This is a genomic window from Bradyrhizobium sp. 4 (assembly GCF_023100905.1).
Classification (GTDB): Bacteria; Pseudomonadota; Alphaproteobacteria; order Rhizobiales; family Xanthobacteraceae; genus Bradyrhizobium.
On sequence record NZ_CP064686.1, the window covers coordinates 18,679 to 31,799 of the forward strand.

16 protein-coding genes and 1 pseudogene are annotated in these 13,121 nt (G+C 64.2%); 6 read left to right on the plus strand and 11 right to left on the minus strand.

The window, feature by feature from the left end; translation table 11 throughout:
* Positions 1-253: 253 nt before the first annotated feature.
* From IVB45_RS00085 to IVB45_RS00120, 8 genes are all read right to left on the minus strand, one after another.
* Complete coding sequence (locus IVB45_RS00085; RefSeq protein ID WP_247357348.1) at positions 254-658, minus strand: GFA family protein; 405 nt, start codon at positions 656-658, stop codon at positions 254-256.
* A 205-nt stretch (positions 659-863) separates the two neighbouring features.
* The gene (locus IVB45_RS00090) at positions 864-2,312 is read right to left on the minus strand and encodes an ammonium transporter (RefSeq protein ID WP_247357347.1); all 1,449 of its coding nucleotides are present in this window, start codon (positions 2,310-2,312) and stop codon (positions 864-866) included.
* Between the two features lie 38 nt (positions 2,313-2,350).
* A complete protein-coding gene (locus tag IVB45_RS00095) occupies positions 2,351-2,689 on the minus strand; it encodes a P-II family nitrogen regulator (protein WP_007598642.1) in 339 nt (112 codons plus the stop codon).
* A gap of 435 nt (positions 2,690-3,124) precedes the next feature.
* Positions 3,125-3,727 carry an ATP-dependent Clp protease proteolytic subunit gene (locus tag IVB45_RS00100; RefSeq protein WP_247357346.1) on the minus strand — a complete coding sequence of 201 codons (603 nt, stop codon included), beginning with the start codon at positions 3,725-3,727 and terminating at the stop codon, positions 3,125-3,127.
* 42 nt (positions 3,728-3,769) lie between these two features.
* Positions 3,770-4,126: a hypothetical protein gene (locus IVB45_RS00105; protein WP_247357345.1), complete on the minus strand. Its 357-nt coding sequence runs from the start codon at positions 4,124-4,126 to the stop codon at positions 3,770-3,772.
* Positions 4,123-4,437, minus strand: a complete 315-nt coding sequence (locus tag IVB45_RS00110; protein ID WP_027566270.1) for a metalloregulator ArsR/SmtB family transcription factor — start codon at positions 4,435-4,437, stop codon at positions 4,123-4,125. Before IVB45_RS00110 ends, IVB45_RS00105 begins: the two co-directional genes overlap by 4 nt.
* Before the next feature lie 41 nt (positions 4,438-4,478).
* Positions 4,479-5,780 (minus strand): ammonium transporter, encoded by a 1,302-nt coding sequence (locus IVB45_RS00115; RefSeq protein ID WP_027566271.1) that lies wholly within the window; start codon positions 5,778-5,780, stop codon positions 4,479-4,481.
* A gap of 125 nt (positions 5,781-5,905) precedes the next feature.
* Positions 5,906-6,244: a P-II family nitrogen regulator gene (locus tag IVB45_RS00120; protein WP_007598647.1), complete on the minus strand. Its 339-nt coding sequence runs from the start codon at positions 6,242-6,244 to the stop codon at positions 5,906-5,908.
* Positions 6,245-6,482: 238 nt separating this feature from the next.
* On the opposite strand from IVB45_RS00120, the gene IVB45_RS00125 reads away from it, so the two are divergent.
* Positions 6,483-7,373: a DUF4339 domain-containing protein gene (locus IVB45_RS00125; protein WP_247357344.1), complete on the plus strand. Its 891-nt coding sequence runs from the start codon at positions 6,483-6,485 to the stop codon at positions 7,371-7,373.
* A 40-nt stretch (positions 7,374-7,413) separates the two neighbouring features.
* On the opposite strand, the gene tesB is transcribed toward IVB45_RS00125, so the two are convergent.
* Positions 7,414-8,277, minus strand: coding sequence for an acyl-CoA thioesterase II (gene tesB / locus IVB45_RS00130; protein WP_018459668.1), 864 nt, complete (start codon positions 8,275-8,277; stop codon positions 7,414-7,416).
* 149 nt (positions 8,278-8,426) lie between these two features.
* Here tesB and IVB45_RS00135 point away from each other — a divergent pair, with 149 nt between their 5' ends.
* Positions 8,427-9,647 carry a ubiquinone biosynthesis hydroxylase gene (locus IVB45_RS00135; RefSeq protein WP_247357343.1) on the plus strand — a complete coding sequence of 407 codons (1,221 nt, stop codon included), beginning with the start codon at positions 8,427-8,429 and terminating at the stop codon, positions 9,645-9,647.
* A 69-nt stretch (positions 9,648-9,716) separates the two neighbouring features.
* Here IVB45_RS00135 and IVB45_RS00140 read toward each other — a convergent pair whose 3' ends face one another.
* Both IVB45_RS00140 and IVB45_RS00145 read right to left on the minus strand, forming a co-directional pair.
* Positions 9,717-9,914: a Trm112 family protein gene (locus IVB45_RS00140; protein WP_027514851.1), complete on the minus strand. Its 198-nt coding sequence runs from the start codon at positions 9,912-9,914 to the stop codon at positions 9,717-9,719.
* A gap of 61 nt (positions 9,915-9,975) precedes the next feature.
* Positions 9,976-10,506 (minus strand): TetR/AcrR family transcriptional regulator, encoded by a 531-nt coding sequence (locus IVB45_RS00145; RefSeq protein ID WP_247357342.1) that lies wholly within the window; start codon positions 10,504-10,506, stop codon positions 9,976-9,978.
* Positions 10,507-10,613: 107 nt separating this feature from the next.
* Between IVB45_RS00145 and IVB45_RS00150 the strand changes: the two genes are divergently transcribed.
* From IVB45_RS00150 to IVB45_RS00165, 4 genes and pseudogenes are all read left to right on the plus strand, one after another.
* Entirely contained in the window at positions 10,614-10,964 is a 351-nt protein-coding gene (locus IVB45_RS00150; RefSeq protein ID WP_247357341.1) for a hypothetical protein, read from the plus strand.
* A 40-nt stretch (positions 10,965-11,004) separates the two neighbouring features.
* A pseudogene (locus IVB45_RS00155) lies at positions 11,005-11,807 on the plus strand (crotonase/enoyl-CoA hydratase family protein).
* Positions 11,804-12,250: a PaaI family thioesterase gene (locus IVB45_RS00160; RefSeq protein ID WP_247357340.1), complete on the plus strand. Its 447-nt coding sequence runs from the start codon at positions 11,804-11,806 to the stop codon at positions 12,248-12,250. The pseudogene IVB45_RS00155 and the gene IVB45_RS00160 overlap by 4 nt, the downstream one beginning before the upstream one ends.
* A 3-nt stretch (positions 12,251-12,253) precedes the next feature.
* Positions 12,254-13,051 carry an NAD(P)H-binding protein gene (locus tag IVB45_RS00165; protein ID WP_247357339.1) on the plus strand — a complete coding sequence of 266 codons (798 nt, stop codon included), beginning with the start codon at positions 12,254-12,256 and terminating at the stop codon, positions 13,049-13,051.
* The last annotated feature ends 70 nt before the right edge of the window (positions 13,052-13,121 follow it).

Consider the following 13,121-nt stretch of genomic DNA (forward strand, 5'->3'; position numbering starts at 1 on the left):
GTTCAGTTCACCATAGATAGGGCGAGGTTAAGACGCGATTAACCATCGGTTCGCCGGCTCCGTCCAGAGCAGGAATAATGAGGCCGGATAACAACGGGATGCGCGGGGGGTCTTGCCTCTCCCCCTTGCGGGAGAGGTCGCGCCGGAGGCGCGGGTGAGGGTTCTCTCCAAACAGCGACTGTCCCGATGTTGAGGCGCCCTCTCCCCAGCCCTCCCCCGCATGCGGGGGAGGGAGCGCGCCGTCATCGCGGCTCTAGTGCGCCGGCAGCTTCTCGAATGTCGCCATGCCCGCGGGGATCGCGTGGAAGTCCTGCTTGTCGCAGGTGTAGATCGCCATCTGGGGATGGAACTGTTTGGGATCGTCCAGCGTGCCGACCTTCAGGATCGCGGCTGGCAGTCCGGGAACCTTGGTCACCAGATGGGTGCCGCATTCGCCGCAGAACTCGCGCGTCACGGCGCGCTCGAGGTCCTTGCGGGTGAACTGCTTGGGCTGCCCAGTGATGTAGCTGAAGCCGGCCGCCGGCATCGCGATGAAAGTGTTGGGCGCGCCGCCCGAGATGTACTGGCACTCGCGGCAATGACACTGCGCCTGCATCATCGGGTCGCCCTCGGCGACATAGCGCACTTCGCCGCAATAGCATCCGCCTTCCAAACGCATGACGACCTCCCGGTTGTTGTTTCTTGTGGTCGATATTTCTGCGCCGGCGCTGCGGAATGGCAATCTTTTTCTTCGGCTCCGCCAATCAAAAAGAAAGGGGCTCCAACTTGCGCTGGAGCCCCTCAACGGTCGGGACATTGCCGGGTATGTGCCCCAAACCGTAGTTGTGGCGCGGCCCCCGAAGAGGCCGCGCCCGGGAGGAGAGTTACATGTTGTAGGCGCGCTCGGTGTGCTCGGTGATGTCGAGGCCTTCACGCTCGCTCTCGACATTGGCGCGGAGGCCAACGATCACATCGACGACCTTGTAGAGGATCGCCGAACCGATACCCGACCACACCAGCGTGGTGCCGACGCCCCAGATCTGGGAGACCATCTGCGCCGCGAAGTCGTAATCGGCAACCTTCGGCGGGATCGCGGTGTAGTCGATGATGCCAGCACCACCGAGCGCCGGGTTGACGAGGATGCCGGTGCCGAGGGCGCCGACAATGCCGCCGACGCAGTGCACGCCGAACACATCGAGGGAGTCGTCGTAGCCGAGCGCGTTCTTCACGACGGTGCAGAAGAACAGGCAGACCACGCCGACCACGAGGCCGAGGACGATCGCACCCATCACGCCGGAGAAGCCGGCGGCAGGCGTGACGGCCACGAGGCCCGCGACAGCGCCGGAGATGACGCCGAGCACCGACGGGTGACCCTTGATGATCCACTCCGCGAACATCCACGACAGCGCTGCGGCTGCGGTGGCGACGAAGGAGTTGGTCATGGCAAGCGCCGCGCCGCCGTTGGCTTCGAGGTTGGAGCCGGCGTTGAAGCCGAACCAGCCGACCCAGAGCAGCGAGGCGCCGATCATCGACATCGTCAGCGAGTGCGGAGCCATCAGCTCCTTGCCGTAGCCGACGCGCTTGCCGATCAGCAGGGCGCCGACGAGGCCTGCGATGCCGGCGTTGATGTGCACCACGGTGCCGCCGGCGAAGTCGATCGCGCCCTTCTTGAAGATCCAGCCTGCGTCGGCGTTGATCTCGTCGAGCTTGGCCTGCGCCGCGGTCTTCGCCGCGCCATCAGCCGCAGCAGCCAGAGCCTTGGCAGCGTCCTGGATCATGTCCGGGCCGGGCCAGTACCAGACCATGTGCGCGATCGGGAAGTAGATCAGCGTGACCCAGAGCGGGACGAACAGCGCGAGCGCCGCGAACTTCATGCGCTCGGCGAAGGCGCCGACGATGAGGGCTGGCGTGATCGCCGCGAAGGTCATCTGGAAGCACATATAGATGAGCTCCGAGATGTTGGCGTCGACCGAGAAGGTCGCGGCCTTCGAGTCGGTGGTGACGCCCATCATGAAGGCCTTGGAGAAGCCGCCGATGAAGTCGGAACCGCCGGTGAAGGTGAGGCTGTAGCCGTACACGGCCCAGATCACGGTGACGACGCAGACGGTGTAGAACACCTGCATCAGGACCGAGAGCATGTTCTTGGAGCGGACGAGGCCGCCGTAGAACAGCGCGAGGCCGGGGATCGTCATCAACAGCACGAGCACTGTCGATGTCAGCATCCAGGCGTTGTCTCCCTTGTTGACCGTTGGCTCGGCGTAGGCTGCGGTCGCAGCGAACAGGCCGACTGCGAGAGCCGCCAATCCCGCGCCATAGGGACGCTTAAACGTCATTTCATTTACTCCTGATTGAATTTTGATTGAGCGCGAAATCAAAGGGCCGCAGCATCGGCCTCGCCGGTGCGGATACGAACCGCATGGTCGAGATTGATGACGAAGATCTTGCCGTCGCCGATCTGTCCGGTTTTCGCAGCGGTCGTGATGGCGTCGATGGTCTTGTCGACCTGGTCGGAGGCGACAGCGACCTCGATCTTGATCTTGGGCAGGAAGCTCACGGCATATTCGGCGCCGCGATAGATTTCCGTATGGCCCTTCTGGCGGCCATATCCCTTGACTTCCGTCACCGTGAGACCGTGAACGCCGATGGCGGTCAGGGCGTCACGGACTTCTTCCAGCTTGAATGGCTTAATAATCGCCATAACAATTTTCATGGGTCCTATCCCCGCTTGGGCCCGGTCCGGACGTGGCCGGGCGTTTCTCGACTGGTTCGCCACGAGGGAGAAAGTTCACTACGCGGGCACAGCCAGGACCCATAGAATCAAATGCCGTGCCAGATCGGGCGTGTTGCCTAACGGACTATGAAAACGGGTGTTTTCGCGTTCGACGCGTATTGCGGTGCAGTGCGCTATTACGCCGCGCTCAATACCTGACCATGGCTGATTAAAATAAAGGCACGTCAAGCTGCCGACACATTGGTGCTCATGCGTCGGGCAGCAGAAAGGTATTTCCGTAAGGCGGGCGCCTATTGGAGGGCTTGTCGTGCTGCGAAATATCGGCCCCTTCGCACTTGTGCTCACGGAATACGCGCAACCGGCCAACCAGCTTGGGCGAGGCGAGGCTTGCCGGACGGTCGCCGGCAGAGACCGTCAGGCGGCGCTGCGTTCCGCGAACACCCGGTCGATCAACCCCCAGTCGACCGCCTGCTGCGCTGTCATGAAGTGGTCGCGGTCCAGGGTTCGTTCCACGTCCGGCTCGGAGCGCCCGCAATGCTGGGCATAGAGCCGGATGATGCGCCGCTTGGTTTCCTGCATCTCGGTGGCATGGATCAGGACGTCGGACGCCTGGCCCTGAAAACCGCCGAGCGGCTGATGCACGTGAAGGCTCGCATTGGGCAGGGCGGCGCGGTGACCGGGCTCGCCCGCCATCAGCAGGAACGAGCCCATGGAGCGTGCGGTGCCCATGCACAGCGTATGCACCGGCGCCTTGATGAACTGCATGGTGTCGTACATCGCAAGGCCAGCGGTGACCACGCCGCCATAGGAATTGATGTAGAGATTGATCGGCTTGTTCGGATTCTCCGCCTCCAGAAACAAGAGCTGCGCGCAGACCAGTCCGGACATCGCATCATTGACCTCGCCGTTGAGGAAGATGATGCGCTCGCGCAGCAGGCGCGAATAGATGTCAAAGGATCGTTCGCCGCGGGCGGATTGTTCGACGACCATAGGGACGAGCTGAAGCATGTCGCGCATCGGCGACCTCCGTTTCTGCGGGGTGATGAAGTGGTGTCGGTGTTAGGCGGCCGCGCGCATCAGGCAGCCATTGCTGTTGGCTGGCTGCGGCAGCTTCATGCCGATATCGCAGGCTTGCTGGATGATGCGAAAGCGGGTGCCGCCGTCCTCGTTCGGCTCGATCCGGAAGATGACATGGCTTTCGCGAAACGGCGGTTCGGAATCGCGAAGCCGATAGCGCACCTCTTGACCCGGGATCGATGTCTCCGGCTCGGCGCCCGCAAGATCGCAATCCGGCAGCCAGCGCTCGCGCAAAGCCGGAATGGTCACCGCGCGCCAGACCTTGGCCGGCGGCGCATCGAATTGATATTCGAGCACGAGCGCCGCGTCGGAGGGATCAGGCTTCACGGCGTCACTCATTGATCCATCTCCTTCAAGAGATCGGCGAGGGCATCCATGCGTTTCGGCCAATAGGCGCGGTAGCGCGCAAGCCAGGCCCCGATGGCGACGATTCCTTCGGGATCGACCTCGTAATTCACAAAGCGGCCCTGCCGCTGTTCGCGCACCAGGCCCGCCCCGCGCAGCACCGCAAGATGCTGCGACATCGCCGGTTGGCTGATTTCCAATCCGTCGCGCAAGGCGCTCGCATTCAGGCTTCCGCCGGCAAGCTTTTCAAAGACCTTGCGGCGGGTCGGGTCGGCCAGCGCCTTGAAGATATCGGCTTCGATCATGGCGACACATAAGCATTTGCTTATGTGTCGCGCAAGCCCAATTACTGCAGCGCCTCGCCGTGCTGCGAAATATCCAGTCCTTCGAGCTCGTGCTCGCGGGAGACGCGCAATGGCACGAACAGGCCGACCAGCTTGAGCAGGACGAAGCTCACGCCGGCCGACCAGGCGAAGGTGACGGCGACCCCGTACAGCTGGATCAGAAGCTGCTGCGGATGGCCCTCGAGCAGGCCGGCGGTGCCGCCGATCGCGCTGGTTGCGAACACGCCGGCCAGCAGGGTCCCGGTCATCCCGCCGATGCCGTGGACGCCGAACACGTCGAGCGAATCGTCATAGTCGAAGCGGTGCTTCAGCCAGGTGCAGGCCCAGTAGCAGACGAGGCCTGCGATCACGCCGATGACGATACCGTGCCAGGGCGCCACGAAACCCGAGGCCGGCGTGATGGTGCCGAGGCCGGCGACCGCGCCGGAGATCATGCCGAGCACGGATGGCTTGCGCCGCGTCGACCATTCGATCGCACCCCAGGTCAGCGCGCCGGAGCAGGCTGCCAGATGGGTCGCGATGATCGCCAGCACCGCGCGCGAATTGGCTGCGCCCGCCGAGCCGCCGTTGAAGCCGAACCAGCCGACCCACAACAGGCCGGTGCCCATCACCGCAAGCGACAGATCGAACGGCGAGAGATTTTCGGTGCCGTAGCCATGACGGCGTCCCATCACCTTCGCCGCGACGAGGCCGGCGGTGCCGGCCGACAGATGCACCACGAGGCCGCCGGCGAAATCCAGCACGCCCATGCTGGCGAGGAAGCCGCCGCCCCAGACCCAATGCGCCAGTGGAATGTATACGAAGATGAACCATGCCACGGAGAACAGCAGATAAGCGGAGAACCGCATCCGGTCAGCCACCGCGCCCGCGACCAGCGCCACCGTGATGATCGCAAACGTCATCTGGTACAGCATGAACAGCGCTTCCGGGATCGTCTTCGCGGCCGGGTTGACGCTGTCCATGGTCATGCCGGCGAGAAACCAGCGGTCGAGCGTGCCGATCCACGGGCCGTCGCCGACGAAGCACAGCGAATAGCCGAACGCGACCCAGAGAATGGAGATGATCGTCACCGCGGCGAGGCTCTGCGCCATGGTCGCGAGCACGTTCTTCTTGCGCACCATGCCGGAATAGAACAGCGCGAGCCCCGGGATCGTCATCATCAGCACCAGCGCGGTGGCGACGATCATCCAGGCAGTGTCGGCGGTGTTGATCTCGGAGCCCGCGGCACGCGCCGGCGAAGCCATGATCGACACAAGTCCGATCGGCGCGGCGATAGCAGCCGCGCGGCGCAACAATCCCGCCATGTCGTTTCCCCCAGCTATTGATTGCGTCGCACGCTGTGGCGCCGTTGCCCGGTGCGATCGAAGAAGAGCGTTTTCGAGCGAAGCGGATACCGGTTCGCGAAAAGAAAACGCGTCAAAGCAAAAATCTAGAGCGCGTCGCTGTCGGTCTCGCCGGTGCGAATGCGGGTCGCGTGGTCGATTGGCGTGACGAAGATCTTGCCGTCGCCGATCTGGCCGGTGCGCGCGGTCGCGGTGATGACGGCGACGGCCTTCTCGGCGATATCGGAGGCAACCGCGATCTCGATCCGCAGCTTCGGCAGGAAATTCACGACATATTCGGCGCCGCGATAAATCTCGGTGTGGCCCTTCTGGCGGCCATAGCCCTTCACTTCAGTCACGGTCATGCCATGGACGCCGATCGCCGTCAGCGCCTGGCGGACTTCATCGAGCTTGAAGGGTTTGATGATCGCGACGACGAGTTTCATGGTCAGGCCTATTCCCCGGGATGCGCCGCGCCGTATGTCCCCGGCGCAGCGTCAATCTGGCATCTTTCCGGGCAAATGGCATAAAAAACTTGCAGATTGAAGCGGAAAATCGTTGGGCGATGTGAACGACCGCCTCTGTACAGGGCAGCCGTTCATCCTCCACAATGCGTTTTTGGAATGGATGCGATGAACCCAAGCGTCGCGGCCGGTACAAAACTATGTTCGAGGGGGACGTTTCATGGCGAGTTGGTTCTACGCATCCGAGGGTAAGCAGCAGGGCCCCTATCCGGAAGGGCAATTCCGCGATCTCGTTGCCCAGGGTGTCGTGCGTCCGGATACGCTGGTGTGGTCGGAAGGCATGGCCGGCTGGCAGAAGGCCGCCGAAATCCCCGGCCTGATCGGCGGCGGCGGTGCTCCCCCGATGGTGCCCGCGGGTGGCCCGCCCATGATGGGTTCCGGAGGCTACGGCGGCGGTGGCGGCGGAGGATCGCTGGCGGTCGATTTCGGCATCCTCGAGTTCACGTGGCGCAGCATCGTGATGCTGATCGGCATGTGCTTCATCATCCCGGTGCCGTGGGTGTTCGTCTGGTACACGAAATGGATCGTGTCCTGCGTGAAGGTCCCCGGGCGGCCCAATCTCAGCTTCACCGGGAATGCGATGGCGCTGGTGCCCTGGTATTTCGGCTTCATCGTTCTGGCGATCGTGATCGGGTTGATCGGTGTCCCCTTGCTGAGCAATTTGCTGTTCATCGCCCAGATCGCTCTCTACTGGCTCCTGATCAAATGGATGGTCGCGAACCTCGCCTCCAACGGGCAGCCGCTCGGCCTGAGCTTCACCGGCACGGTCTGGGCCTATGTCGGCTGGAGCCTGCTGTTCGCGATCTCCATCATCACCATCATCGGCTGGGCCTGGGTCGCCGCGGCTCAGATGCGCTGGTTCTGCCGCAGCATCGAAGGCACGCGGCGCGAGATCGTCTTCAACGGCAGCGGTCTCGGGATTCTCTGGCGCGGCATCGTGGCCGCATTCCTGTGCGGCTTCATCATCCCGATCCCGTGGGTGTATCGCTGGATCATGAACTGGTTCGCGTCGGAGACCGTGCTGGCTCCGCGGGGATCGCTCCGGGCCTGACCGCGAGAGGCATAAGCGCGATCGATCGTGCTTATGCCTCCTAGGCTCTCCGCTCGCGCACCGAGCCTTCCTGCGCGACGGAAGCCACCAGCGTGCCGTCGGGCTTGAAGATCGAACCACGGGTCAAGCCGCGGCCGCTTCGGGCGCTCGGCGAATCCTGTGCGTAGAGCAGCCATTCGTCGGCGCGGAACGGGCGGTGAAACCACATCGCGTGGTCGAGGCTCGCCGGCATCATGCGCTTGTCGAACAGCGTGCGGCCGTAGCGCGCCATGATCGCATCGAGCAGCGAGAAGTCGGACGCGTAGGCCAGCGCGCACATGTGCAGCGCCGGATCATCCGGCAGCGTCGCTGCGGTCTTGATCCAGACATGGATGCGGCCGTCCTCGATCCTTTCACCGAAATAACGGCCGAGCTCGACCGGGCGCAGCTCGATCGGACGGTCGGACTCATAGTAGCGGCGGATGAACTCCGGCATCTCCTTGAACATCGGCTGCTTCGCCACCTCCTCCGCCGTCAGCTTTTCCGGCGGCGGCACGTCGGGCATCTTGTCCTGATGATCGAACGCGCTCTCTTCCTCCGCGTGGAACGACACCATGATCGAGAAGATCGCGTTGCCGTGCTGGATCGCGGTGACGCGGCGCGTCGAGTAGCTCTTGCCGTCGCGCAGGCGCTCGACCTGGTAGATGATCGGGATCTGCGGATCGCCCGGCAGGATGAAATAGCAATGCAGCGAATGCGGCAGCCGGCCCTCGACGGTGCGGCACGCCGCAACCATCGCCTGCCCGATCACCTGGCCGCCGAATACCCGTTGCCAGCTGGTCTTCGGACTGTTGCCGCGGAACAGGTTCACCTCGAGCTGTTCGAGGTCGAGGATCGAGATGAGGTCGATCAGGCTCTTGGACATGGAATTCAGCTTTCGCCTTGCCGCCCCGGCTTCGCTGCTCCGGAATGACACAATGGGGGCTTTCCGCCCTTGTTTCACCGCACTGTTTCGCCCACCTCAAGTCTGGTAGCAAGACCAAGAAAACGCGAAGACTTAGCCGGGAATTGGGTATGTCGGTACAGGGTAGCATTGTCATTGGTGGCGGCGCGTTTGCGGGCCTGGCGCTAGCCTTGGCGCTGCGCCAGGGGCTCGGCCCCGAGATCCCCGTCATCGTCGCCGACCCCGCGCTCGGGACCCGTCCCAGCCGCGACCCGCGCGCCACCGCGATCGTGGCGGCCTGCCGCCGCTTGTTCGAGGCGATCGGCGCCTGGGAGGACGTCAGGGGTGAGGCGCAGCCGATCCTCGACATGGTCGTCACCGATTCCAAGCTGGAAGACGCCACCCGCCCGGCGTTCCTCAACTTTGCCGGCGATGTCGCGCCGGGCGAGCCCTTCGCGCATATGGTCGAGAACCGCCGCCTGATCGATGCGCTGGTGGTAGGCGCCGAGGCCGAGGGCATCGATCTCCGCGCAACCACCGTGTCGTCTTACGACGCGCGGGCCGAAGGTATCGACGTGACGCTCGGCGACGGCAGCGTGATTGCAGCGAGCCTCCTGGTCGCGGCCGACGGTGCGAAGTCGAAACTGCGCGAGCGCGCCGGCATCGCCACCCATGGCTGGGAATACGATCAATCCGGCATCGTCGTCACCGTCGGCCATGAGCGCGATCACGAGGGCCGCGCCGAAGAGCATTTTCTGCCGGCGGGTCCGTTCGCGATCCTGCCGCTTTCGGGCAAGCGCTCCTCGCTGGTATGGACCGAGCGCCGCAGCGAAGCCGCGCGTATCGTTGCGTTGAGCGACGAGGAATTTCACGGCGAGCTGGAGCAGCGCTTCGGCCTGCATCTCGGCGAGGTGAAGGCGCTCGACAAGCCGCGCGCGTTTCCGCTGTCCTATTTCGTGGCACGCTCCTTCATTGCCCAGCGACTCGCGCTGGTCGGCGATTCCGCCCACGTCATCCATCCCATTGCGGGCCAAGGTCTCAACATGGGGCTGAAGGACGTCGCCGCGCTGGCCGAGGTCGTCGTGGATGCCGCGCGGCTCGGCATGGATCTCGGCGCCGCCGACGTACTCGAACGTTACCAGCGCTGGCGCCGCTTCGACACCATGGCGATGGGCGTTGCCACCAACTCGCTGAACTTCCTGTTCTCCAACCAATCGACGCTGCTGCGCACTGTGCGCGACATCGGCCTCGGCCTGGTCGATCGCGCCCCGCCGCTGAAGAACCTGTTCATCCGCCAGGCCGCGGGTTTGACCGGTGAGATACCGCGGTTGTTGAAGGGCGAGGCGTTGTAGAATTTTCGGTAGCCCGGATTTCGCTGCGCTCCATCCGGGCTACAAGTCTCTCAACGGGCCACAAGTCTCTCAATCGATCTTGCGAGCCTCTTCCGGCAGCATGATCGGGATGCCGTCGCGGATCGGATAGGCCAGCCTGGCGCTGCGCGAGATCAGCTCCTGCTTTGCAGAATCGAACTCCAGCGGACCCTTGGTCAGCGGGCAGACCAGAATCTCCAGCAATTTGGGATCGACGCTGGCTTCGGGGCGTTCGGTGGGCGCGTTCATGGGGGTCTCCGGCGGTCGGTTGCCTCTAGCATAAAAAATCGTGGCAGCCCATCGCGTCGCCTCAAGCGGAAACCATCCGCAGGATCTCGTCGAGCAGGCCCTCGAGCCGTGCGGCGGGCAATGGCGGCCCCGACAGGGCGAAGCCGAGAAACGTCCAGTACAGGATTTGGGCGCGGGCTCGCGCCGTCGCCGCCTCGAACCCGCGCTTCCTCAGCAGCTCCTCGATATAGTCGAGCCTGCGCCGGTCGATGGCACGCACCGCCGATTGTGCCGCTGCATCGAAGGCCGCCCAGTTCCGCACCGCGCGCTCGAGGTCGAGCCGCGCGCCAAAGGTCCTGCGCAGCAGCGCTTTCAGCGGCTCGTCGCTGTCCGTCTCGACATCGCCGATGATCTGCTCGGCCGCGATCTCGCGCCAGCGCTTCAAGAGAGCAGCATGGAACGCGCCGAGATCGGCGAAATGCCAATAGAAGCTGCCGCGCGAGACCCCCATGGCTTTCGCCAGCGGATCGGCCTTCAGCGCGGTGAAGCCGTCTCGCGCGAGCGCCTTCAGGCCCTGTTTGATCCAGTCGTCGGCGGTCAGCTGTTCGGTCATGTCGGGTTCCGGATGCAAACCATACACTAGTGTATTGACAGCCGGCAGGCCAGCGCCTATCTCACCATACATAACTGTATGGATCAGATTTGCAGGGAGCTTTGACGATGCGTGATCTCTTGCTCCAGTGCGCCGGGATCGTGACCATTGCCGTGGCCCTCGTTCATGGCATTCTCGGCGAGACCAAGGTCTTTGCCCGCGCTCGCATCGAGCCGGAACGGCTCCGCACCCTGATCCGCCTGGTCTGGCAGGCCTCTACCGTCGCCTGGATCGGCGGCGGTGTGCTCCTGATCGCGGCGCCCTGGATGCAATCGGAGTCGGCGCGCCACTGGATCGTCGTCACCATGGCCGGTGTGTTCGGCTTCTCTGCTCTCGCCAACGCATGGGCCACCCGCGGCCGGCATTTTGGATGGATGGCGCTCAGTGCCGTCGTCGTCATGGCGGTCGCCGGCTACTGAGCGACGCGCCGACAACCCACGGACCCACCGGAGCAGTGTCATGGAAAATCGTGTCCGGCTGATCATCGATAGCGGCGTCGCCCATGTCCGGCTCAACCGCCCGGACAAGATGAATGCGCTAGACCCGGCGATGTTCGCGGCGATCATCGAGACCGGTACGCAGCTTGGTGCGCGCAACGACATCCGTGCCGTCGTCCTGTCCGGCGAAGGGCGTGCATTCTGCGCGGGCCTCGACCTCGATCGGCTCGTCGCCACTGCGAACGGCGAAGCGCTGATTCCGTCGATCGACCTGACGCGGCGAACGCATGGCATCGCCAATTATGCCCAGCATCTGGTCTGGCTCTGGCGTGAGTTGCCGGTGCCTGTGATCGCAGCGGTGCATGGCGTCGCCTTCGGCGGCGGCTTCCACTCGCGCTCGGTGCAGACCTCCGCTATCTCGCACCCGCAACGAAACTCGCTATCATCGAGACGAAATGGGGCCTCGTGCCCGATATGTGCGGCACGCAATTGATGCGTCACCTTGCGCGCGACGACGTTGTTCGCGAGCTGACCTATACGGGCCGCGTCTTCTCGGCCGAACAGGCGCTTGCGTATGGCTTTGCGACGCAGCTCGCCGAAGATCCTGTCGGGGCCGCGCTGGCAACGGCGCATGAAATTGCCCGGCGCAGCCCCGCTGCGATCCGCGCGGCCAAGCGGCTGCTCAATCCTTCTGCGGCGTCCGACGTGGCGACGGGGCTTGCTGCGGAGACCGCCGAGCAGGCAGCCCTGCTCGGATCTGCCAACCATTTAGAGGCCGTGGCGAGCAATCTCGACAACCGGGCTCCACGATGGAGCATGACGTGAGCGAAAGCTTCGGATTTGATCTGCCAACGCTCGGCGCCGTGAACGCATCCGCGGCGTTCAACCGCCTCGCTGGCTTTGAAGTGGTTGCGGCCGGCAACGGCAAAGCGACCATCCGCATGACATGGCGTGACGACTTCACCCAATATTCCGGGCATCTGCACGCCGGCCTGATTGCAGCCTTGCTCGACACCGCCTGCGGCTTTGCTGCCGCGACCTTGGCGGGCTCGGTCACCGCGTCTCATTTTTCCATGAACTGCCTCAAGCCGGCCATCGGTCGCCTTTTCATCGCCAAGGGAATGACCCTTCGTGCCGGGCGCGGGCAGGCGTTCGCCCGTGCCGAGCTGTTCGCAGCAGATGAGCATGGCGAACTGTCGCTCGTGGCAACGGGCGAGACCGTCCTCATTCCGACCGGCGAGCCGCCGCGCAAGATTGGCAGGGGCTGACATATGCCGGTCACGCTGGTCACCGGAGGCACGGGTCATCTCGGTCGCGATATCGTCGGTCGTCTCGTTCAGGACAGGCGACGCGTCCGGGTGTTTGCGCGAACGCCGGGCGCGCGGCCGGATGTGGAATGGGCGAACGGAGACCTCGCGACAGGCGCGGGACTGCGAGAGGCGTTGCGCGAGGTCGACACGGTCATCAATGCGGCGACCTATTCGCCGATCGCGCGGCGTGGCGGCGTTCGCCCGATAGACTTCTTCAGGTCGCCCTCTGCCGTGGACGTCGAGGGCACCGAGCGGCTGTTGCAGCTCTGCGGGCGGGCCGGGGTGCGGCACTTCCTTCACGTCTCGATCGTCGGCCTCGACGAGGCGACCTTGCCCTACGCCCGGGTCAAGCTGGCCGGCGAGCGGCTGGTGCGTGCGTCGGCCCTGTCATGGTCCGTGGTTCGCGCAATGCCGTTCTACTATTTGCTCGACAAGTTCCTCTCGGGCCTCGCCTGGCTTCCGCTCTGGCCGGTGCCGACCACGACGTTCGATCCCGTCGACACGTCCGATGTGGCCGCTCATGTCGTGACTTGCGCGTTCGACGGGCTGCGCGGCGAGCGCACGGAGATTGGCGGCCCCGAAGCGCTCGATCTCGTTACCTTCGCCCGCCAATATCAGGATGCGAGGAAGCTGCATCGAAGGATCCTGCCGATCGCCCTTTCGGATGCGAAGGCGCGGGGCATGGGTTTTGTCGTCAGCCGCGGCGTGCGAGGACGTCTCTCTTGGTCGGATTGGCTGCGCGCAAATCGTGAGACGTAAGGCCGCAGTGTCGTCTCAAATGCGCGCTGCATACGGAGAGCGCTGATCTTTTTCGGATCGTTAGAATAAC